This window comes from Scytonema hankhaensis NUACC26 (assembly GCF_045865695.1).
Classification (GTDB): domain Bacteria; phylum Cyanobacteriota; class Cyanobacteriia; order Cyanobacteriales; family Nostocaceae; genus Scytonema.
Genome location: NZ_BAACAP010000255.1, coordinates 141,445 through 164,483 on the forward strand (window position 1 = coordinate 141,445; position 23,039 = coordinate 164,483).

12 protein-coding genes and 2 pseudogenes are annotated in these 23,039 nt (G+C 42.6%); 10 read left to right on the forward strand and 4 right to left on the reverse strand.

Translation table 11 applies throughout. The features are described from left to right. The first annotated feature begins 14 nt into the window (after positions 1-14). Both ACKTT2_RS51760 and ACKTT2_RS51765 read left to right on the forward strand, forming a co-directional pair. Complete coding sequence (locus ACKTT2_RS51760) at positions 15-2,747, forward strand: PAS domain-containing hybrid sensor histidine kinase/response regulator (RefSeq protein ID WP_407900915.1); 2,733 nt, start codon at positions 15-17, stop codon at positions 2,745-2,747. Between the two features lie 175 nt (positions 2,748-2,922). Next, positions 2,923-4,395, forward strand: a complete 1,473-nt coding sequence (locus ACKTT2_RS51765; RefSeq protein WP_407900916.1) for a carotenoid oxygenase family protein — start codon at positions 2,923-2,925, stop codon at positions 4,393-4,395. Positions 4,396-5,219: 824 nt separating this feature from the next. Here the strand turns inward: ACKTT2_RS51765 and ACKTT2_RS51770 are convergent. Further along, positions 5,220-6,332: an S-(hydroxymethyl)glutathione dehydrogenase/class III alcohol dehydrogenase gene (locus ACKTT2_RS51770; protein WP_407901019.1), complete on the reverse strand. Its 1,113-nt coding sequence runs from the start codon at positions 6,330-6,332 to the stop codon at positions 5,220-5,222. 570 nt (positions 6,333-6,902) lie between these two features. Here ACKTT2_RS51770 and ACKTT2_RS51775 point away from each other — a divergent pair. From ACKTT2_RS51775 to ACKTT2_RS51810, 8 genes and pseudogenes are all read left to right on the forward strand, one after another. Then, positions 6,903-7,013, forward strand: coding sequence for an NPP1 family protein (locus ACKTT2_RS51775; protein ID WP_407900917.1), 111 nt, complete (start codon positions 6,903-6,905; stop codon positions 7,011-7,013). A gap of 86 nt (positions 7,014-7,099) precedes the next feature. Beyond that, positions 7,100-8,107, forward strand: a complete 1,008-nt coding sequence (locus ACKTT2_RS51780) for an adenosine deaminase (protein WP_407900918.1) — start codon at positions 7,100-7,102, stop codon at positions 8,105-8,107. Positions 8,108-8,117: 10 nt separating this feature from the next. After that, positions 8,118-8,468, forward strand: a pseudogene (locus ACKTT2_RS51785) (cupin domain-containing protein); the annotation flags it as partial. Between the two features lie 14 nt (positions 8,469-8,482). Continuing rightward, positions 8,483-11,416: an FAD-binding oxidoreductase gene (locus ACKTT2_RS51790; protein ID WP_407900919.1), complete on the forward strand. Its 2,934-nt coding sequence runs from the start codon at positions 8,483-8,485 to the stop codon at positions 11,414-11,416. A 305-nt stretch (positions 11,417-11,721) separates the two neighbouring features. After that, positions 11,722-12,210 (forward strand): hypothetical protein, encoded by a 489-nt coding sequence (locus tag ACKTT2_RS51795; RefSeq protein ID WP_407900920.1) that lies wholly within the window; start codon positions 11,722-11,724, stop codon positions 12,208-12,210. A gap of 178 nt (positions 12,211-12,388) precedes the next feature. Next, positions 12,389-13,705 (forward strand): annotated as a pseudogene (locus ACKTT2_RS51800) (replicative DNA helicase); the annotation flags it as partial. Then, on the forward strand, positions 13,705-15,306 hold the full coding sequence (locus tag ACKTT2_RS51805) for a hypothetical protein (RefSeq protein ID WP_407900921.1): 1,602 nt from the start codon (positions 13,705-13,707) through the stop codon (positions 15,304-15,306). The pseudogene ACKTT2_RS51800 and the gene ACKTT2_RS51805, both read left to right, overlap by 1 nt. Before the next feature lie 89 nt (positions 15,307-15,395). Then, positions 15,396-16,031, forward strand: a complete 636-nt coding sequence (locus tag ACKTT2_RS51810) for a hypothetical protein (protein ID WP_407900922.1) — start codon at positions 15,396-15,398, stop codon at positions 16,029-16,031. Between the two features lie 340 nt (positions 16,032-16,371). Here the strand turns inward: ACKTT2_RS51810 and ACKTT2_RS51815 are convergent, their stop codons facing one another. From ACKTT2_RS51815 to ACKTT2_RS51825, 3 genes are all read right to left on the reverse strand, one after another. Further along, the gene (locus ACKTT2_RS51815) at positions 16,372-16,761 is read right to left on the reverse strand and encodes a RidA family protein (protein WP_407900923.1); all 390 of its coding nucleotides are present in this window, start codon (positions 16,759-16,761) and stop codon (positions 16,372-16,374) included. A 505-nt stretch (positions 16,762-17,266) separates the two neighbouring features. Further along, on the reverse strand, positions 17,267-21,025 hold the full coding sequence (locus tag ACKTT2_RS51820) for an amino acid adenylation domain-containing protein (RefSeq protein ID WP_407900924.1): 3,759 nt from the start codon (positions 21,023-21,025) through the stop codon (positions 17,267-17,269). A gap of 126 nt (positions 21,026-21,151) precedes the next feature. Then, the gene (locus ACKTT2_RS51825; protein ID WP_407900925.1) at positions 21,152-22,774 is read right to left on the reverse strand and encodes a PhpK family radical SAM P-methyltransferase; all 1,623 of its coding nucleotides are present in this window, start codon (positions 22,772-22,774) and stop codon (positions 21,152-21,154) included. Between the last annotated feature and the right edge of the window lie 265 nt (positions 22,775-23,039).

Below are 23,039 nucleotides of genomic sequence, written 5' to 3' on the forward strand. Positions count from 1 at the left end.
ATCATATTGATTTAATGCTAAACTTTTTACAAAATTTTCTTACTTCTAAAGAATTTATTCCTCACGGTCATTGCTATCTCTGGAAACTAAATTTAGTGGGGCTGCATCTTTTATCTGACTGTTTAATTGCGCTTGCTTATTATTCAATTCCAGTAACCTTATTATATTTTGTCCGCAAGCGTCAAGACTTACCCTTCAATCAAATGTTTCTACTATTTGGAACATTTATTGTTGCTTGTGGCACTAGTCATATCATGGAGGTTTGGACGCTTTGGTATCCCGTTTATTGGTTAAGCGGGTTTATCAAAGCTATTACTGCTATCATTTCAATTTATACAGCTATTGAACTTGTGTCGTTGATGCCAAAGGCACTTGCTCTTCCAAGTCCCGCACAATTAGCAGCAGCAAATCGCAAACTAGAGCGAGAGATCGGCGATCGCAAACAAATAGAGGAGGCGTTAAAAGAAAGCCAAACAAAATACAAAACCCTGTTTGACATCTTTCCTATTGGTATCTCTATCACTGATGAATTGGGAAACTTGCTAGAAGCCAATCCAGCTTCTGAGAAGATTTTAGGTATATCTACCTCAGAACATACGGCGCGTAAATATGACGCTTCTGAGTGGGTTAGCCTTCGTCCCGATGGAACTCCCATGTTACCGTCCGAGTTTGCTAGCGTAAGAGCGCTCACAGAACAACGAGTTGTGGAAAATGTAGAAACGGGAATTGTCAAACCAAATAGTAAGATTACGTGGATTAGCGTTACGGCTGCACCGATTCCGCTTCCTGGGTATGGTGTGGCAATAGCTTATGTTGATATTAGCGATCGCCTGTTTGCAGAAGAAGCCCTACGGCAAAGCGAATCAACACTTCGTAGCTTTTTCAATAGTAGCTCAATGATGATGGGTATTGTTGAACTGTATGACAATGATATTTTGCATCTTTCTGATAACCTAAAATCGGCTCAGTTCTTTGGTACGACTCCCAAACAGATGAAAAATCGGTTCAGCAGCGACATGGGCGCATCGCAAGCCACCCGACAACTATGGATGGAGCATTACCGCAAGGCTAGCAATCTTCAAGCACCCGTGAGATTTGAGTATATTCACGAAACTCCTGCTGATTCTAAATGGTTCTCTGTTAGCGTTTGCCCAATCGCAATCGGTCTTAACGGTCGTCCGAGATTTTCTTATATACTTGAGGACATTAGCGATCGCAAACAAACTGAAATTGCCCTACACCAAGCACTCTCCAAAGCCGAAGCAGCATCAATCGCCAAAAGTCGCTTCCTATCAAATATGAGCCACGAACTGCGAACACCACTGAACGCTATTCTTGGCTTTAGTCAAATGATGGTTCGCAGTCATTCTCTGTCTCCCGACCACAAAGAACAGCTACAAATTATCAATCGGAGTGGAGGGCATTTACTAAATCTAATTAACGATATTTTGTCAATATCTAAAATTGAAGCGGGTCAAATGACTCTCAATGAAAATAGCTTTGACTTGTTTGAGCTACTTCAGGATATAGAAGAGATGCTCAAGTTTAAAGCGACTGTTAAAGGTTTATATTTCATCTTTGAACGAGCAGCAAATGTTCCCCAATATGTGCGAACTGATGAAAGTAAGTTGCGGCAAGTCTTGATTAACTTATTAGAAAACGCCATTAAGTTTACTAAAAAAGGCAGTGTTAGTTGCTTTGTCAGTTTGGAAACTCGAAATTTGCAATTGAAAACTGATAATTTCTTGTCCTCGATCGCAAATCCCCAATACAGAATCAATTTTACAGTCGAAGATACTGGCTTTGGCATTGCACCACATGAGATAGATACTTTATTTGACCCCTTTTGTCAAACAGAAACAGGTCGTCAATCCATGCAAGGAACGGGTTTGGGTTTACCTATTAGCCGAGAATATGTGCGACTCATGGGGGGCGATATCGTCGTCAACAGCCAAGTCGGTCAGGGAACAACTGTGACATTTGATATACTTGTTAGCAAAACCACTGTTGACGATAAAAAAACCTCATATACTGGCAAACGAGTTATTGGGCTTCAACCCAACCAACCTATCTACAGCATTTTAGTTGTTGATGATGTAGAAGAAAGTCGCCTGCTACTCGTTCAATTGCTCCAACCATTGGGATTTCAAGTGTACCAAGCAGCGAACGGTACTGAAGCTTTTGCCTTGTGGTCAACTTGGGAACCGCATCTCATTTGGATGGATATGCGAATGCCACTCATGAGTGGCTATGAGGTGACTAAAAAAATTAAAGCAACAAACAAAGGTCAGTCTACTGTTATTATTGCCTTAACTGCGAGTGCATTTGAAGAAGAGCGATCGCAAATTTTATCTGCAGGCTGCGATGACTTTTTACATAAACCTTTTCAAGAAGCACAATTATTTGACATAATAGCTCGGCATTTAGGAGTGCGTTATATCTATGAAGACGAAAATCTTCTGACTTTAGCCCAACCGACAGTCACTTTCGAGCAACTCACAGTCGAGGATCTAAGTGTTATGCCTCCTGAGTGGATAGCACAGCTACACCGTGCAGTGTTGTGTGCGAATGACGAAAGAGTATTAGAATTAATCGAGCAAATTCCGGAAAACCAAGCATCTTTGGTTCAAGCCCTGACAGATTTAGTTAATAATTTTCGTTTAGATCTGCTCTTAGAACTAGTTCAGGAGTTTATGAATATACAATCTCATACCACAATAACTATTGGCGACAGCATAGTTGGGTAAAATCAAATCTAAGTAAGGCTTTTTCAATCCAAAATGTATAGTATCTTCTCTTGCTCTTGGATGAAGTCATGTCCCAGACGTGCCACAATAATTAGTCTATAGTAATCCTATTTGATTGATAAAATACAAGTAGTCATATCTCTACTCTGGATGTTAGTACAGTTAAGAGCAATTCATGCAAACTATTGACAAAAAAAAGTCAACAAAAAAAGCTTGGGCAAAAGCCCTAGCTCAACCTGCAAAGCAATTTCCACCAACGCAACTGCAAATTGTGTCTGGCAATATTCCTACAGGTTTGCGAGGTACGCTCTACCGTAATGGTCCTGCAAGATTGGAACGTGGCGGTCTTCATATGGGGCATTGGTTTGATGGTGATGGAGCGATTCTTGCCGTACATTTTACGGACTCAGGTGCAACTGGGCTATACCGCTACGTACAAACCGCTGGTTATCAAGAAGAGGAAGCAAAAGATCGGTTGCTTTATGGCAATTATGGCATGACTGCACCCGGACCGATATGGAATCAATGGTTGAAACCAATTAAGAATGCAGCTAACACTAGTGTGTTAGCACTACCTGATAAACTTTTGGCATTGTGGGAAGGAGGTAAACCTTACAGTCTCGATTTGCAGAATTTGGCAACTTTTGGTGAAGATGATTTAGGTGGTTTAACGGTGGGAATGCCTTATTCTGCTCACTACAAGCGCGATCCTCAGACGGGGGAAATTTTTAACTTTGGCATCACTCCAGGATTAAATGCAACGCTCAATATTTATAGAAGCGAGCGCACGGGTAAAATTGTGCAAAAAGCATCTCACGTTCTAGAGGGAGTGCCATTAGTCCATGATTTTGTTCTTGCGGGGCAATATCTTGTCTTTTGTCTTCCCCCCGTGCGGCTTAACCTTTTACCTACTGTCATAGGATTGAGCGATTTTGGTCATTGTTTAGAGTGGCAAGCAAACAAAGGAACTCAAATTTTAGTCGTTGACCGCCACACACTGCAAGTGGTGAGTCGGGGTGAAGCTGAACCTTGGTATCAGTGGCATTTTGCTAACGGTTATGTAGATGCTAGTGGAGCGGTTATTGTGGATATGGTTAGGTATCCAGATTTTCAGACTAACCAGTTTTTAAGGGAAGTCGCAACGGGAGAAACTCATACCTTGGCAGTTAGCACATTATGGAGAATGTGTCTCGATCCTCTGACGGGTAAAGTTAAAGCAATGACAGAAATTATGGATCGTCATTGTGAGTTTCCAATTGTACCGCCACAAGACCAAGGACAAACTAGCCATCAAACTTATCTCACAGTACATCGTTCCGGAGTCGATTCTCGAAAAGAAATCTTCGGTGCGATCGCCCGTTTTGACCACAAAAGTGATACCCTGACAGTTGGTGATGGTGGTGAAAACCGCTACTGTTCCGAAGCAATTTACGCTCCTGATGCCCAAAATCCTGACAAAGGTTGGGTCATGACAGTTGTGTATGATGGGAATTGCGATAAGCCGGGTACGGCGGCGCTGCCATGCGATCGCAGTGAAGTTTGGGTTTATAATGCAGATCGTTTAGACGAAGAACCTGCGTGCAAATTGGAATTACCAAGTGTTATTCCCCACAGTTTCCACGGTACATGGAAACCCGCTCAACCATAATCCGCAAAGGTATTAGAGAAAACCGCCCGGAAAAGGCGGTTGAAGTGCAAACCATAGAATTTTCTCTATTCTCTCTGTAATTTTTAATTATGGCTTCAAACTTTTGACATAATTAATTCTTATTTATTGATTAGTATTTCTTATATAAAGTTATGGAACCGCAGATGAACGCAGACGAACGCGGATGAATCTGTACTTTAGTTAAGGCGGGATTGAAGATTGGCAAATGTCTTATCCCCAATCCCTAATCGCCAATCCCTAAATTAGACGCTATAGTTTACCATCGATCTTAACTCGAAAATCTTTATGAACGAAAATAAGTAATTTTGATAATATAGCCTTACAGATGATTCCTTATTAACGAAATCAATAATATGGGCAGATCCTAATGCAAACAAGTTGATTAAAGAGCTTTGTGAGATGGAGCTTTTAAAAGAAATTACCGGAAATAAACACAACAGATTTGGGAGCATCCCAATTTGGAAAAAACACGCCTGCGATGTTCGTAATCGCGGCTATACAAACAAAGTCCGCAAGGCAAGGACTGCTCCTTGAGCCTGCGAAGGCAGGCTTTGCTTGTATAGCCGAGGCAGCGCGTTGCGGGGGTTCCCCCCGTTGAAGCGTCTGCCGTCCAGAATTCTATTCTGAGGGCAATGCGCCAAAATGGGATGCTCCCACAGACTTTTTGTTTATAGCCCATATCTGTCTATTTTTGATGATTTTTAGCTTACGCTTGCCTGCTCCTGTCAGCCATATCCCACCAGGATTTAGCCGCAATACTAAATGCCCAAATAGTCAAATGGTGGGCACTGCCCACCCTACATTTAATTAAAAGTCACTACACTACGAATGGATTCGCCTTCATGCATCAAATGCAAAGCGTCATTAATTTGTTCCACTGGCATAACATGAGTAATTAAATCGTCGATGTTAATTTTGCCCTGCATATACCAATCCACAATTTTTGGCACATCAGTACGCCCTCTCGCCCCACCGAATGCCGAACCTTTCCAGACTCGCCCAGTCACGAGTTGAAACGGACGAGTACTAATTTCCTGACCTGCACCTGCAACACCAATGATGACGCTGACACCCCAACCTTTATGGCAACATTCTAATGCTTGACGCATGACGTTTACATTGCCGATACATTCAAAGCTGTAATCAGCACCACCCTTAGTTAAATCAACAAGATAGGGAACTAGGTCGCCCTCAACTTCTTTTGGATTGACGAAATGAGTCATGCCAAACTTTTCTGCCAAAGCTTTCTTCTTAGGATTAATATCGACTCCCACGATCGCATTGGCTCCTACCATCCTTGCAGCTTGGATGACATTTAAGCCAATACCACCCAAACCAAAAACCACAACATTGGCTCCTGGTTCTACTTTAGCTGTATTGATAACAGCACCAATACCTGTTGTTACACCACAACCGATATAACAAACTTTATCAAAAGGTGCGTCCTCACGAATTTTTGCTACGGCTATCTCTGGCAAAACTGTATAATTGGCAAATGTAGATGTCCCCATGTAATGGTGAATTATCTGCCCGTCAATTGAAAAGCGGCTGGTGCCATCGGGCATCACTCCACGCCCTTGTGTTGTACGAATTGCTTGACAAAGATTTGTTTTCATGCTCAAACAATATTCGCACTGGCGACATTCTGGCGTGTATAAAGGAATCACATGGTCACCAGGCTTAACACTCGTGACACCTTCCCCAACTTCTACAACTACCCCAGCACCTTCATGTCCCAAAATTGCCGGAAATAAACCTTCAGGGTCTGCACCAGAAAGGGTATATGCATCGGTGTGGCAAACACCACTCGCTTTGATTTCAACCATCACTTCCCCTGCACCAGGACCATCAAGTTGAACGGTTTCTATCGTTAGCGGTTGCTTGGCACCGCGAGCCACTGCTGCTTTAACTTCCAAGTTGAGCCTTCCTATATCAGTTAAACTAACTGACTTGAGTTTACTCAACAAAGGATGGTTTCATTTGTTTTTTCAGCATACGAAGGTTGTTTAATTTTCGCATAAGTAAGTAGGTGGAAAAAAACACAGCTATGTTACCAAATGTAATGATAATCAACGACGAGGTAGAGGCAGATCCCGAAGGGATCTGCCTCTACCTCATCTTGATATCTGAAATTACATGGAGGGAAGTGGTCGCCGACGACGACCACTTCCCTCCCCCCTCAATAATTATCATTATTTGTAATTGACTATCCTAAAAATTTTTTGGTCGGGAAATTTTTCAAAAAATAAAAAGAAAATTTTTCATACACAGTATTAATCTAGAAACCTCTATTTTATAAAGAAAAGTCAATAAAAAGACTGTAGCTTTAGTACGCTGCTTTTAACAATACACTGGTTTCTACGGATAGGTGCAAGAACAGAGGTGAATAAGTTAATTTTGCTTACACCTATATCTTAAACAGAGCTTTGTTTATGTTTTAAGTAGCAAAGCTGATAAGGGTTCAGAGTCAATACTCTACCCTTGTCATGGACTTGGGTGGCGATGTAAACGGCAATTGCCGCGACGAGTCGGATCTCGACAACACTAACGCCTATTCGCGCAGCAAGTGCAACAACGGCTGGTGCGCGTATATGTAGGCGTTATACTTCGAGAAGAACATGGGCAAACCTTTGTGTCTTGCTGCCTGCGAGATTCGCTAACAAGGTGAGAACGGAGAACTGAAATGAAATCTTTCATTTATAGCATTCCAAAAGCAGAATTGCACATTCACATTGAAGGCACCTTGGAACCGGAGCTGATGTTTGAAATTGCTCAGCGTAATGACATCAAACTGCCTTATAATTCCGTGGAGTCAGCACGCAAAGCATATAACTTCCAAAACCTGCAGTCTTTTTTAGATATCTACTACGCAGGTGCTAGTGCATTGCTTTACGAGCAAGATTTTTATGACCTTACTTGGGCTTACTTGCAAAGGGCTGCTAACCAAAATGTACGGCATGTCGAAATATTTTTTGATCCTCAAACCCATACTCAGCGAGGAGTCTCTTTTGAGACGGTGTTTAACAGTATCCATCAAGCGTTGCAAGATGGACACCAACACTTAGGAATCTCATCCAAACTGATTTTGTGTTTCTTGCGCCATTTGAGTGCAGAGGCAGCAATGGAGACACTGCAACAGGCAAAGCCATTTCAAGATCGGATCGTAGCTGTAGGCTTAGATTCCTCTGAGTTAGGAAATCCACCGTCAAAATTCAAGGAAGTCTTTGACAAAGCACGCTCAGAGGGCTTTTTAAGCATTGCCCATGCTGGTGAAGAAGGACCGCCAGAATATATATGGGAAGCGATCGATCTGCTCAAGGTATCCCGCATTGACCACGGCGTTCGCTGTATAGAAGACCCGCAACTGGTGCAATATCTTGTGGATAAACAGATTCCCCTAACGGTTTGCCCGCTGTCTAATGTCAAATTGCGAGTTTTCAACTCAATAGCAGAACATAACCTCAAGCAGTTGATTGATTTGGGCTTGTGTGCCACTGTAAATTCTGATGACCCTGCTTATTTTGGCGGTTATATTGCCGAAAACATCGCGGTAGCTCAAGCTGGGCTAAATTTAAGCCAAGATGATATTTACAAACTGGTTAAAAATTCCTTTCAAGCCTCGTTTCTGAGTGCCGCAGAAAAACAAAATTTCATCACCGATCTGGATAGATTTATGGCTCAAGTTAGCTGACTTTCAGTAGGCGATCGCCTTCGCTCCGCTGAAAGATAAGGTCTCATTTACCTGCTGCGTCGAAATCTTCGATGTTGGTGGAAAGACACCTCCCAACCGACATATGTACGCGGCGGAAATGTTTTTCATCCTCAAAGGAGAAGGACGGGCAACTTGTGATGGCAAGACGATACCAATTCAGGCAGGTGATAGTCTTTTGGTGCCTCCAACTGGAATTCATACAATCGAAAACATGGGGAAAAGTCGCTTGTATACCCTGACGATTATGGTGCCAAATGAAGCGTTTGCTGAACTGTTTCGCAGTGGGATGCTAACAGAACTGGATGAGGAAGATTTAGCTGTGCTGCGAGGAAAAATTTAGCAGGAGTCAAACAAATGCTTAGCAAAGTTTCAGAAAAAACCATGCACTCCGTCAGATGGGTGCTAGTCATCGGTTGGTTAATATTAATCGCCTCTTTATTTTATGACCCTATTTCCCAACATCTAACAGATCCAAATAACCTAATCAGTCCTTTTCGAGATGTTAATGTATGCGTACTCGTGCAAGGAAAATGCCTTGATGTAAAAGCACTCTACCCAATGGGAACAAGAATTTTTTGGGGTATGGTAATACCCAGTGCTATTATGCTTGTTTTAGTTTTTGGTCATGAAACTTGGCGGCGGATTTGTCCTCTTTATTTTCTATCGCAGATTCCTCGCGCCTTGGGTTTACAGCCAAAACTAAATATTGAGGAAAATAGCTGGCTTAACAAAAATCATCTCTATCTCCAATTTGGTTTTTTCTTTATCGGATTAAACGCCAGAATTCTCTTTGTCAATTCAGCACGCCCTGTTTTAGGTCTGTTTCTCCTCCTAACAATTTCTTTAGCGATCGCAATGGTTTTCCTGTACGACGGTCGCAGTTGGTGTCATTATGTCTGCCCTTTTAATATAGTTCAAATGGTCTTTACCGGGCCAAGAGGATTATTAGGTAGTGAAGCCCACAAAGCCCCATCAAAAAGCATTACCCAGTCCATGTGCCGCACCATAGATGAAACGACAGGTGAAGAGAAAAGTGCCTGTATCAATTGCATATCCCCCTGCTTGGATATTGATGCCGAACGTACTTATTGGGACAGTCTTACCCAACCTGGTCGGAAATTAATCCAATACGGCTATTTAGGATTAGTGACAAGCTACTTTATTTATTACTTCTTATACTCTGGCAACTTTGATTATTACTACTCTGGAGTTTGGACTCATGAAACAAATCAGTTAGCTTCCCTTTTTACCCCAGGTTTTTACATCCGCGATCGCGCGATTCCCATCCCAAAAATTATTGCTGCTCCCGTTACTCTGGCTTTTGGGGTAGTCATTAGTTACGTAATTTGCCGCCAACTAGAAAAAGCCTACAAAGCTTATTTAAGAAAGAAAAATCCAAATATCACTCAGTTGGAAGTATTACACAGAGTTTTTTCAATATGTACATTTGTCTCTTTCAATATCTTCTTTATTTATGGAGGTCGCCCAGAAATTATCCGATTCTCTACACCCGTACAACTAGCATTTAATGCCTTAGTAATTCTCGTCAGCACTCTTTGGCTTTACCGAACTTGGGGTCGTAGCGCCGAAAAGTATACGAGGGAAAGCCTTGTGGATAAATTACGGCGTCAACTGAAAAAGATGACCCTAGACTTTTCCCAATTTCTCGAAGGTCGTTCGTTAGATAATTTAAAACCAGATGAAGTTTATGTGTTAGCGAAAGTTCTACCTAATGCTACTCAGCAGGAAAGATTACAAGTATATAAAGGTGTTTTGGAAGAAGCTTTAGAAGCTGGGAATACGAACGCTTCTAGTAGTTTAGAAATTCTTCAGGATTTGCGTCAAAAACTAGAGATTAATGAATCAGAACATTATACAATTTTGACAGAGTTGGGAATTGAAAATCCAGATTTGCTCGACCCAAATCAAAAAAGAAATCGTGAAACCCAGTTAAGAATTTCTAATTATTGTTACGCCCTCAATTTACTACTTTTAGAGTTAGTAGAAAGCGGGATGTCTCTAGAGCAAGCGTTCCAAAGAAAAAGCAAGCAAATTCGAGCCTTAAAACGAAAGTATCGGATTACACCAGAAGAAGGAGATAATATACTAGCGGCTCTGACTGGGAATCTCTCTGTTTCTCCCAACCAATATATGCCGCTGGCTATGCTCAACCCAACATCTATCAATCGTTGGACAGAAGGGAATTTAAGCGTTCGCTGCGTACAAGCGATTGATGAAACCAAGGATGTAAAAACTTTTCGCTTTGTGGCAGAACCACCAGTACTTTTCACTTACCAACCGGGGCAGTTTATCACACTTGATTTGCAAATCAGCGGACAACAAGTGATGCGTTCCTATTCCATTTCTTCCACCCCTTCACGCCCTCATACTTTAGAAATTACTGTTAAGCGCATTCCTGAAGGTTTAGTTTCTAATTGGTTGCACGATCGCATTCAAATGGGCAGTGAAATAAAATTTAGCGGTCCGATGGGAAATTTTACCTGTTTTGCTAATCCTTCTCAGAAATTGTTGCTCATTTCTGCGGGTAGTGGTATCACACCGATGATGTCAATGTCTCGGTGGATTTGTGATACGGCATCTGATGTGGATGTTTTCTTTATTTATAGCGCTCGTACTCCTGGCGATATCATTTTTCGAGAGGAGTTGGAGTTAATGACGGCAAGATATCCTAATTTTAAGTTAGCCATTACTATTACTCAGTTAGAAGCGGGGGAAGTTTGGCCCGGTTACAGGGGTCGATTGAATGAATTTACGCTGACTAGCGTAGCGTCTGATTTTCGAGAGCGCACAGTTTACGTCTGTGGACCAGATAATTTCATGCAGGCGGTTAAAACTATGCTAGAAAAGCTTGACTTCCCAATGCAGAACTACTATCAAGAAAGTTTTGGCTCGTCGAATAAGGAGAAAAAGCTACCAGAAGCTACCATATCAAATGAAAATAATGTTGCACCTACCTCGTCGGTTGCTTCTTCTAAAGAACCTTCCCCAACCTCGACACCCTCGCAAGCAACTGTGGTCTTCTCCAAGTCGGGCAAAGAGATAGTCTGCGATGGGGAAGAATCAATTTTGGAACTGGCAGAACAAGAAGGTATCTCGCTTAGCAGTGGTTGCCGGATGGGAGTTTGTGGAGCTTGCAAGCAAAAACTTATTTCTGGAGAAGTAAATTATGAAAAAGAACCTGATGGACTCCAAGAAAGCGATCGCTCTGCGGAATTTGTTTTAACCTGTATCGCTCATCCGAGCGCAAAGGTTGTGATTGATGCTTAATATCATCACAACTTGCACCCGCCTCAACCAACACAGACACCACCTTGGGGTCGTCTGCGGATAGTCCTGCACCACAATCTTGAACAAAATTGTTCACCATCAAGAACATCCCCAAATCGCTAGATGCTCCTTTCTGGGGAATTCCCCTTACTATTGGCAGAATCGAAAGATTGCGGTAGCCAACCATCACAACTGTAATATTGCGTTGATTAAATCCATCACCCAAGACATTTTGGCGATACCGAGCGATACCGAAACCCTCTCGCAGTGCCATAAAATCAACCAACTTCACCCGCAACACACCCGTGGGAGTCGTATATTCTTCTCGTGGCATCAAAGGCAGTGTTACCAAACATCAGGATATTAAGGACTTTTACAAGATTGTTGAGGAAGGTCGAGACCTTCAATTAGGAGAACTATTAACAGAACAACTGACAGCCAAAGCTGCTGATAGGGATAGGGCAGTGAAAAAGAAAAGCGAGATGGAAGAAACCGCCCTTCGGTTGGTGAAAGAGCAGGAATTGTTGCAACAACGGATTCAGAAGTTGTCAGCAGAAAACCAGCAACTGCGGACTCAGCTTGACCAGTTGCGAGACCTCCCCTTAGAAGAAGTCGCTTGGCAGTTGGGATTAACCAACACCAAAGATGGCAAGTGGAAAGGCACAGGACACATCATTAATATAGATGAACACTCGTGGTATGACTTCTCTCCTGGTTTTCAAAAGGGGGGTGGTGGAGCATTCGACTTGGTAATACACGTACTCTGTTGTAGCTTCCCGCAAGCGATCGTTTAACCAAACGATCGCTTCGGATCTGGGAGTATGCTTCGGGTACAATTACAAGGTCAAAGAAGACGATTCATGGAAATCAAAATCGCACTCTCTTCCTAGAGATAAGGTTCGTATGGTGCAACGCATGATTGAGAGGGATGCACCTGTAGACGAAATCAGAGCTTGCCTGAAAGTTCTAAGGGATGCGATCGCCAGAATCTCGGATCGTCTCGTTCCCGAAGCCTTCTACATCAGTTCTCACAGAGAGATTTATCGAGCAACGCTGCAATTGTACGGTCAGGGCAAACCCACAGATTTGCTTTCGGTTATCAACTGGCTCTTGCATCGCAACTTACTCGTTGCAGTTGGTGGTAGAAACAAGCTAGCAACTTTGGTAGACCGCACGGTATCGGCTGTCAATATCGACGCCCTAGCAGAACTGGTGATGGAGAAATACTTCAGGCGTCAGTTGATTAAAGTTGGCGCTGAAATTATCGAACTCGGATACGAAACCCAAACGGAGTTACCCACCATACTCGATCGCTCGGAACAAAAAATCTTTTCTCTTTCCCATCAAACTTTTAGCTCAAACACCGAACACAACAGCACGATTGCTGTGAACGCTTACTCGGAAATAGAGTCCATCACCCCCATCTACCGCACGGGAATTCACGAGTTGGATAAGTTAATCGTGGGGTTTGAGGGTTGACACCTTACCATACTTGCTGGCAGGCCGTCAATGGGGAAAAGCTTTGTCTCCTTATTCCTAGCTCTTCAAATGATACTCCTCCACAATCTACCTGTGGTCATTTTCTCTCTAGAAATGACCAAAAAGCAGTTGGAATACAGATTGTGGAGTTTGATGAGCGTGACACCAGCATACCAGTACCTGGGTTTGGTTCCTTTGAAGTGCGATACGGCTTCAGCCGTTAAGCCTCCGGCTTATCGCATCCGCAAACACCGTTCTGGCGATCTTCCCTTAGCTGACTGGGAGATTGTCAGCATTGCCAAAATTAGCGGTGTAGCTACAGATTTACCGCTCTATATCAATGATTCGAGGGGAATTACAGTTTCCCAAATTGCTTCCGAGTGCCGTCAGATTAAAGCAAAAGAGGGTCAGCTGGGGTTGGTGATTGTTGATTACCTCCAAATGATGGCAGCACAGGACTTTAAAGGTGGAGGTAACCGCAGCTACGAACTAGGGGATGTGGCGAGGGGACTTTACAAGATAGCAGGGGAATTGGACGTTCCCGTACTCGCACTCTCTCAAATTTCCAGAGGAGTTGATAACCGGCAGTGCAAGCGCCCAATGATGAGCGATCTGAGCCAGTCAGGAATTTTGGAGATGGTGGCAGACAATATCATCTTTGCTTATCGAGATGAGTACTACAACCCCAATACGGATTTACAAGGAATTTTAGAACTGATTGTTGGTAAGTCAAGGCATGGCTCTACGGGTACGGCAACGGTGTTCTTTGACAAGTCCTATGGAATTATTAAGAACTTGGAGTCAGTTTGATGATTGCAAATGTAGTTCAGCAGCAATGGTTTATTGTTCGCGGTTGGTTAGATAACTCCGAGTGGGGAGACGAACCCCCCGATCCAGATGATTTGTGGACAGTGGGCGATACGGCTTCAGCCGTTAAGCCTTTGGCTTATCGCGTTCGCCTAAAGGATGCCACAATTGAGGGAACCATACAGCTGACAAGAGAACAGCTGTTTTTGGACGCATATTTACCCCTCATTTTGGTTCTGTGGGATGGAAAATCAATACCCGTTCCGATTGAACCAGAATTGCTAGTCCGGTTAACACGTTTCATCCCACCTGGGCTAACTTGGAAAGCACCTGAAAGCTTTAGCGATGAGTCAAAGTTAAAGCTGAAAAATAGTTCTGGGGGAAAGCTCAAGGTATGCGATCCCGAAACGCTCAAGGGGGGCGAGCGCTCGTATATTGCCAAGTCCGTTTTAGAAGAACAGGCTTGCTCAAAGTGGAGCTTTGAGGCAACTGCACTCCGTGTGGTTGGACAACAGGAAACGCAACGCGATAAGCCCCTGGCTTTACGGCTTCAGCCGTATCGCAATACTTTTGATGCATCTGAAAAAGTTCTAAGGGATGAACATCTTTATTCAAGAGAAAAGATTCAAGAAGCCGCTACTCCGTCTTCAAGCTCTAACGGCATCCTCAAGTCACAACTGTTAATTGACAAACAATCCTCTACTTTAACAGTCTCATTTAACGAGGGAACTCTTAACAAGGAGCTCTTAACAGGAGGTTTTGAGTGGGAATTTAACTCCACCCAAAACTTGAGACTTGTAGAAGTCGAAGTCTCTAACTCGCCGTCGCTTAATCGAGAACGAGGAACTAATGAGAGTGATGTTGAGGAAAAAATAAACAATCGGTCTACTAAAAACTGCGATGGGATCGAGAAGAAGGAAGACGTAAGCATCACGTCTTGGCAAGGAGCTTACATGAGTGTGGATGATGAGCCTTCAGCAGTTCTAAGGGATGAAAAACCCTTTTCTCTAGAAAAAACTCAACAACCACCGAAATCAATTATTCATGTCACCTCAAGTTCCAGTGGCAGTTTATACCGCTACTTGAAAAACGTTCGGCTCAAATCCGGTAAAATTGCATCCTATCCTCGTGTTGTAGAACGCGATCCAGATAATCTCAATCACTGGTACTGGGGATACAATTACAAAGTCAAAGAAGACGGTTCATGGAAATCACGCTCGCTCTCTCTTCCTAGAGGTAAGGTTCGTATGGTGCAATGCATGATTGAGAGGGATGCACCTGTAGACGAAATCAGAGCTTGCCTGAAAGTTCTAAGGGATGGGTCAGACAGTTTTCTAGAGAAAGAAGATAGTACAGCTGCATCCCCTGACTCAGAAAAAGTTCTAGGGGATGAGTCAGTCAATTTTCTAGAGAAAGAGTACCATGCAACTGAACTGACCTGTTTAGAAAAAGTTCTAAGGGATGACTTATCTTTTTCTCTAGAAAAACCTCAGGCTAGTGGTAGCTTGTGCTCCTATCTCAAAAAGAAGAAGCTCAAATCTGGGACAGTTGCCTCCTATCCTCGTGTTGAGGGCGATCGCCAATCACGTTTCATAAGAGTATAATATTACTCAATGAAACGACAAGACATAGCTGTACGAAATGCCTCCAAGGCTTCAGTTATTCACTTTTATTTATCATCAAAAGAGTTGTTATGAATTACGGTGGAAATAACGATGTTAACAACAATACGTGTCCGAGGTGTGGGAAGTCCTGTGACACACACCGCCCCTTTGCCTTCATTTCCTCTGACCAGAAAACAGAAGAACTGGTGAGGAAACTACAAGGAAATCTTGATGAGGTGATTACGAGAGCACTTGTGAAGGGTTTCGATAAGTCGCGTGAGACTTGTATGGTGGGTTCGGCGATCGCTACCATCAACAGCCGCGTCTACCAGTACGTGACGATCTCCGGCGCGAAGACCGAGCTGTTGACTCAGATGAAGCAGAATCTGGGGAAAGATGTCAGGGTAATCACATCAGCGTCTGGGCTGCCCCTCAAGACAATCCAGGGGAAAACGCTGGAACCTCAGCCAATAAGACAAAACCGTAACCGCGATTACCCGCTCGGTAGCTGTGCAGCGCAGAAGCTGTTGATGTCCGTATTTAATCAAGCGCAAAGCAGTGGCGGAGCTGATAAGCTTACGAAGCTCAGCATGGCTGAACTTCTATGGTGCGATTCAACAACGGGCGAGGGACACAACCGCGACTGGTCAACAGGTGAGATCGTTTGCTCTTGCGACACCTGTAAGCAGGTGATACCAATGATGCTCTGTAGTGCTGAGCTGTAGGGAGGAAAAGTACTTGCAAGTGTGAGGCTACTAGTACAGCTATGCATTAGTCACATCTTTCGCAAAGAAAGTCAAAAAGCGGCAATTAGGAGAGTGCTTTTTTTCTAAAACCGCAAAACTTGCTAGAGAGCCAATACACTAATGTTTGTTGACAAATATACGAATCTATAGAGCGCATTTGGGATCTATCTAACCAGTCGCCAGTCGTTTAAGCATGAGGCGCACAAAACAGAGATTAACCTTGGTGGTAGCACGATCAAGAGTTCGCTCAAAATTCTTGACTAAACTTTTACACCGTTCCATCCAAGAGTCAGTAGACCGAAAAGTTCTGCGGTACGCCTTATTCTAACTCGACGATGCAGTCAGCTTCTATTTCTACGAGCCAAGTGGGGTCTATAAACCCTTTTACTTCGACAAAAGTACAAGCAGGGCGAATGAGACTGAAAAGCTCTCCATGAGCTTGTGCTGCTTCTTTCCATCGAGAGATGTCAGTAAGCATAATTCTTGTCCTTATTACTCCTGCAAGAGTTCCTCCTGCCTTTTCAATGACAGTATGCATGATCTGAAGGCAGAGCCGTGTTTGGTCATACACAGTTGTAGGAGCATCCCCCTTTGAGGGAATGGGTGCTGTGCCTGATACTGCGATAAAATTGCCAATTCTCACTGCTCGGGAGAATCCTATAGATTCCTCAAAGGGAGAAGCAGAAGTTATATTATTTCTGTTTGTCATTACTATCCTCCTTTTAAAACCCCGATAAGAAATCTCTTGCCAGAAATTTCCATTTCAATTCTTCCTTCTATATGCTGATTTTGAGAAGATGATTTTTTTCATTTACTTAGAATTCATTCATCTCAATTCATCTCCAATTATCTCTAAATTTATTTGTGTAAAATAACTGGGGAAAGATTTGAATAACATTCGGTTATAATGATTTATTTCCCCTAGGTAAACGTTGATTATTAATCAAGTTTTGTCACTAATTTGTTCGCGAGTTTCGCACCGGAAACTAGTCTAAACTCCAGTTTTCACGGGCTTTGGATTCATGTCCTAAATGAGGGTTTCCCAAGCCCTTATTTTTCCGTCAGCTATTTTCATTAATCAAGAACTATTGAGAATAAGGCTGTGGAAAAAGCAAAGCTGTTTCGTAGTTTGAAGACTTTCCGTGAAAAGTTAGATCGCACAGCACTTGAAAGGGTTAATCCTGATGTTTTACCAGCGATGGCTCCATTTCACTCTAAACAATTTGTGACTCGACACTAAATTGCTTTGCTAAGAACTGGTTTAAATTGGCTGATATATCTACAACACTGGGATTTCTCAATATCGAATAATGATCCCCGTCTAGATCGTGCCAATTGATAGTGCTGCTCGAAAACGCATGCCAGTTATCCGCAAAGACCATTTGAGAATTTCTTGCTTTGAAGTACAGCACAGGACTTCCGACGGTTCCTTTTGGGGTATAACATGACAATGCACTTAGATATGACATAATCCGTTTTAGATAGGAGATGAGTTCATATCTACCGATTTCGTGGAGCCGAGGAATTGTGCTCAGTATCTCCGAAGGGATGTACTGTTTGATGATCTCGGCGTCAAAAATGTTATTACTTATGAAATCGACTACTTCTTGCCACGAATGACTGACTCTAAAACTGATATTACTTTCAGCGTCCGACCTTTTCTCTAACCGTTCTTGAGTGACCAACTGATTAAGCGAATTGAGACATGAATTGTAAAGTCCCTCCCAAATATGCTGTGCTGGCACATTGGATTCGATCATTGTTAACAGACCTACGTCATCACCACTTTGCTCTAGCTGCATAGCTGCTTCAAATGCAATCATACCGCCAAAACTCCAACCACCTAAGAGGTACGGCCCTTCTTGCTGAATCTGCTTAATCTTACCAATATACTGACTGGAAATCTCCTCAAGTGTGAGGTTCTGGCGTATGCTGTTTTCTGAGTTCTCGGCTGAGATTCCCCAAACGTTAAGTCCAGATGTAAGGCACTGGCTCAAATCTAGATAAGATTCCACTCCTCCCAATACGTCATGAATTAAGAAAAAGTGTTTATGTTTACTCGTCCCACGACGAAGCAGCACAAGCCCGTCGGTCGTCCTGCTAGAAGATATTGGACGAGTCCCATTCACCAAAGTTGCCAATTGCTTAATAGTGGGGGTCTTAAAAGCATCCATTACTGAAAGTTCGACGTTAAATTCTTGTTCTATCATTGAGATGAGGATAGTAGCGTTGAAAGAATCACCCCCTAATTCAAAGAAGTCATCATTGATCCCAATATTCTGTATGTCTAATACTTCTTTCCACAATTCAAGAAGTCTCTCTTCAGTCTCGTCAGATGGTGAAACTTTTAAAGATTGTTGCCCAACACTAAATTCTGGCTCTGGCAAACGTGCCAAGTCAATTTTGCCATTCTCGTTGAGTGGTAAGGCTTCCGTTAGAACAAAGCAGGTTGGAACCATGTACTCAGGTAATTCCTCTAGCAAATAAGAGCGCAGATCCTTAGTATCTAAATTTGCATTAGAGACAATATAGGCGCATAGAAATGGGTCCCCGGAATTTTTCTGTTTCAATACAACAGCAACATCCTGAATAGTCCTTGCGTCTTCATCGTCAGGCTGATAACCAATCTGTGCAAGAATTTCTTGTACTTCTTTTGATTCAACCTTACCCTTGAGTTCTTTGAAACCATCTGACCGTGACAAAATGCCCAGTCTACAGTCCCAGCTTAATGGTGCGGCGTAGTTATGGAAGCCTCTCTCGGTCTGATGAACAAAGATCCCCACATCATTTATTCTACAGTTCGTTGAACATAAACCCGTATCTTTTGGCTCCTTCCAGCTTTCGTCTTTGCTGGCTAAGTATCGTTTGATCTGCGGAATTGTGATGTTATCAAACCGGAAATAGTCAACAAAGTACATTCCGCCAAATGACGACTCCTCAAACGCCATATTCAGTAGTTTGGAAACCTTGTCATCTCGCGAGTGGTACATTTTTCGGTGTAAAAGAAGCTGCTCTTCAATCTCTTGTGACTCGTAAATCCCAGCTTCAAAGAGGCGCTTTAATTTGGTATCAAATATCTGCCCACGGGAAAGACCTGTGATGACCACATTAATCCCCTTCTCTTGAGCCAGTTTGTTACTTATCGATGTCAGACCACGGAAACATCCGCTACATACTGTACTCTCCGTCCTTAAGCTTTCCAAAAAAACCGCATTCATGTTAGCGACGCTACTAGTGATGTGGTCGATGCCTAGCTGGGTCGTTATTCTATTAATATTTTTAAAGGCAGCTTGCGAAATAAAGCCGTTATCGAAAGTAAAGGACAATACCTTAAATCCCATCTCAACAAGACGGTACAAAACGTAAGTGCTGTCCTTGCCCCCACTATAAAGCAAAAGACAGTCATAGGAACTGTTTTTTTTCTTCTGCGCCTCTTCCATAAGTGCGCGGAAATCCTCTGGCGACTTGAAGTAGTGCCCAACCTGTTGCTTATAGGTTTCATACTGACGGCATACGCTGCACACACCGTCTTCTATAGTAATACCAGGGTGTTGAGAATCAAGCAAGCATTTCTCACACACCTCCATTGTCATATTGTTCCTCATCCAAGAGGAGCCATTGTCACCTCTTGCTGCTTTATTGGGTTTACAATACCGAAATATAGCGGTCTCAACCTCCCCAAGATCGATTCGGTACCCTCTAAGTTTTACTTGCCTGTCAACTCTACCCAGAAACTGGATTTTTCCATCAGCAAGCCATCGTGCTAAGTCTCCAGTCTTGTAAAGTCTTTGACCTGGTTGAAATGGGTTTGCAACAAAGCATTTTGCACTCAGCTCCTCCCTAGCCAAGTATCCTCTACCCACGCCGATCCCAGCAATGCAAAGTTCTCCAGTTTCTCCTACTCTTACTGGTTGTAGAGATTCGTTCAGGATATAAAGATTAACGTTTGGCAGGGCATTTCCAATTGGAACAAAACCAAGTCGTTCAATCTCTGATGGGACGACTAGATAGCTCGACGAATCCACACAACATTCAGCAGGTCCGTAAACGTTCGTTATTTTCGGCGATGAATTACTGAACTTCGCTAAAAAATCAGTTACGACCTGTGGAATCAGGGCTTCACCGCCAATTATGAAATGACGCACGCAAAGTGTTTCCTCGGCGCTAAGCGTCGCATGACACAACATCTTGAGGTGCGCGGGCGTACCATCAGAGATATCAATTTGATGTTTATTGTAAAAACGGATAAGTTTCTTGGCATCTAATCTCACGTCCTCCGGAACAATAAACAACGTATGACCAAGTAACAGTGACAGAAAAATCTGTTGGACTGATGGGTCAAAAATAAAAGGTGCGACTAGGGCGATATTGAGGGGAACCTCATAATCTTTTAATATCGTCTGGTTTAAGGCATCAACTAGATTAACAACACTCCTGTTTTCAATCATTGCTCCTTTTGGCTCACCTGTTGACCCTGAGGTATAGATGACGTAAGCGAGATCGCTCGCTTGGCTGGAGTATTCTGTACTTGAAACCGTATCTTGTGATGGACAGCGATCTGGCGACGGCTTCTGGTCAAGATATATAATGTGGTTATTTTCGATATATTGTTCAGGAAATTCACGACCTTGAATCAACTCTTTGGTCGTCAACAGTAGATTAGCGCCGCTGTCATCAAGTATTTTCTTGTTTCTTTTGTCAGGATGGCTTGGAGCAAGCGGTAGATAGGTCCCGCCCACTTTTAGAATCCCCATTATACCGATAATCGTGTAGATTGAGCGATCGCATATGATAGCGCAAATCTGTCCTTTGCTGAAACTATGCAGCCGCAAACGCCGTGCTAGCTGCTCTGCCTGCTCATCTAGTTGTTGAAATGTAAGCTTCTTGTCTTGGCTGACTACCGCTACTCGATTAGGCACCTTTTTAACCTGCTCAGCAAAAAGGTCACAAATTGTTTTAGTTGTAGTATTCATTTGAGGATAGTAAAAATTTATGCAGTACACTATTACTTTTGACGCACGTAGGAGCATCTTTATTCTTCACACAAGCGCTTGCTCGAATTAAGGTGCATAGTGCAAGTTTTAATTCAAGTAGGATGATTAACCAGCAATAGCTGTAGATTTCGGAGTTCCGAAATTGCTAGCCATTTGCTTTATATCATCCGAAAAGTCTACAGGAGTGTCCGGCAAACTTCTAAGTAGTAAACCCCTTGCATCTTTCGCAAAACTGATAATTTGAGAGACGGACATATGATGCTGCATCAGATAAGGAATCGCCCAAATACTGAAGCCGTATAGCGGTAATGGTATTGTGTTACTGATATTCTTAAGCATATATTCCATCCAATCGGCGGCTTGTTCCCATCCCATTGAGTTATGCTGCCAGCTATATCCTGAGCCGATAATTCCAAACTCTTCCTTTCTCTTTTGAATCGGAGCCAGGGTGTCGTGATAGTAGAGTTGAACATTATAGAATGTAGTTGGGGATTCCTGTAAAAAGTTAATTGTGTTCAAAACGGTTTCACGATTTTCGCCTGGAAATCCGACGATTAGAGAAGCTAAGGTAAGAATGCCTCGTTCAGTGAGTTTTTTAATTCCATACCTATATTTGTTTACATCTGCAAACTTATTCATATTCTTGAGTATTTGTTGATCCCCCGACTCAATACCCAAGTATACACCAATGCACCCGCTCTGTTGCATAAGATCGAAAGCTTCGTCATCTGAGTTAGAACAACGAAAAAACGACACCCAATTAAAATTAAATTTGTTACGAATCATCATCCTGCATATATTCTTAAACCGGGGTAGCGGGACATTGAAGGTATCGTCGATAAAAATGATGTTCTTCACTCCATTATCATGGAGGTAGCGCATTTCCTCTTCAATTATTTCAATACTAGAAACTGTATGCGAGCCTGCAAAGCTTGGATAGTTGCAAAATGCACAGGAAAATGGACAACTTCTAGCTGTTCGCATGTAGGTTGTAGGTACATAGAAGTCGGGCTTAAAGTTACTCCAATCGACGGAATTTTCGTTAAGGTCATTACTTTCGATAACTCTCTCGGTTCTGTTAAAGGTTTTACTATCTACCTTATAAATAACATTTGGAACTTTAGCCAAATCTTTGAACGAACCATCCTTTAAACATATAAGCACTTTCTCCAAAGTGGTTTCGCCCTGAGAGTCATTAATGTAGATATCTGCTCCAATGGCTCGGAATAATAAATCTTGAGTGTGAGGTTTACTCGCGTAGCAAATATTAAATATTCGAGGTCCACCAACAATTATTTTAACCTCTGTATTATGCTCACGGATGAATTTTACAATCTGTTTAATCGGCTCATCATCTACATAATATGTGGTTGTTATCACAACTGCACGTGGAGACTCCAGCAGTAAATCAACTAGCTTGGATTTATCAAAGTTAAAAAAATTGACAATTTCAACAGAAAAGTTACGCTTTCGCAGAAAACTTGCGAGGTAAGCTAAGGCGAGACTAGGCATCTCGAAAGCACTGAGGTTGGAAGCTCTTCCTGTAGACGTAGTTAAAACTTCATTCAGTAGCTCCATATAGGTAGAGCGCTTATTATTAAGCATTATCGAGTTAGTCTTGAGTTCGACATATGACCCCGAGCGGTTTATGAATTGCTTCTGTTTTTGCATGAAGTCGTTGAAATCAACGTCGTTGTAACCGACAATGATACAATCAAGTGTTTTCATAAAGACTCCTCATTCTTACGGTACGCAATGTGCAACTTATGTTACAAGACCATCGAAGTGTAATAGTTCCAAACCAAACAAACGATTTAACCAGTGACCATGAAATCCATAATATGTTTCTTTTTTTGCTGCACAGTAACCGTAGTTAGCAACTCCAGGAAAGCTACAACAACCACGAGCACGAGTAAAACAACATACCGAAATCGGAATCCCGTTAATGATGTGCGTATTATCACTTAAAGCACCAAGTTCTCTTGCTAAGACT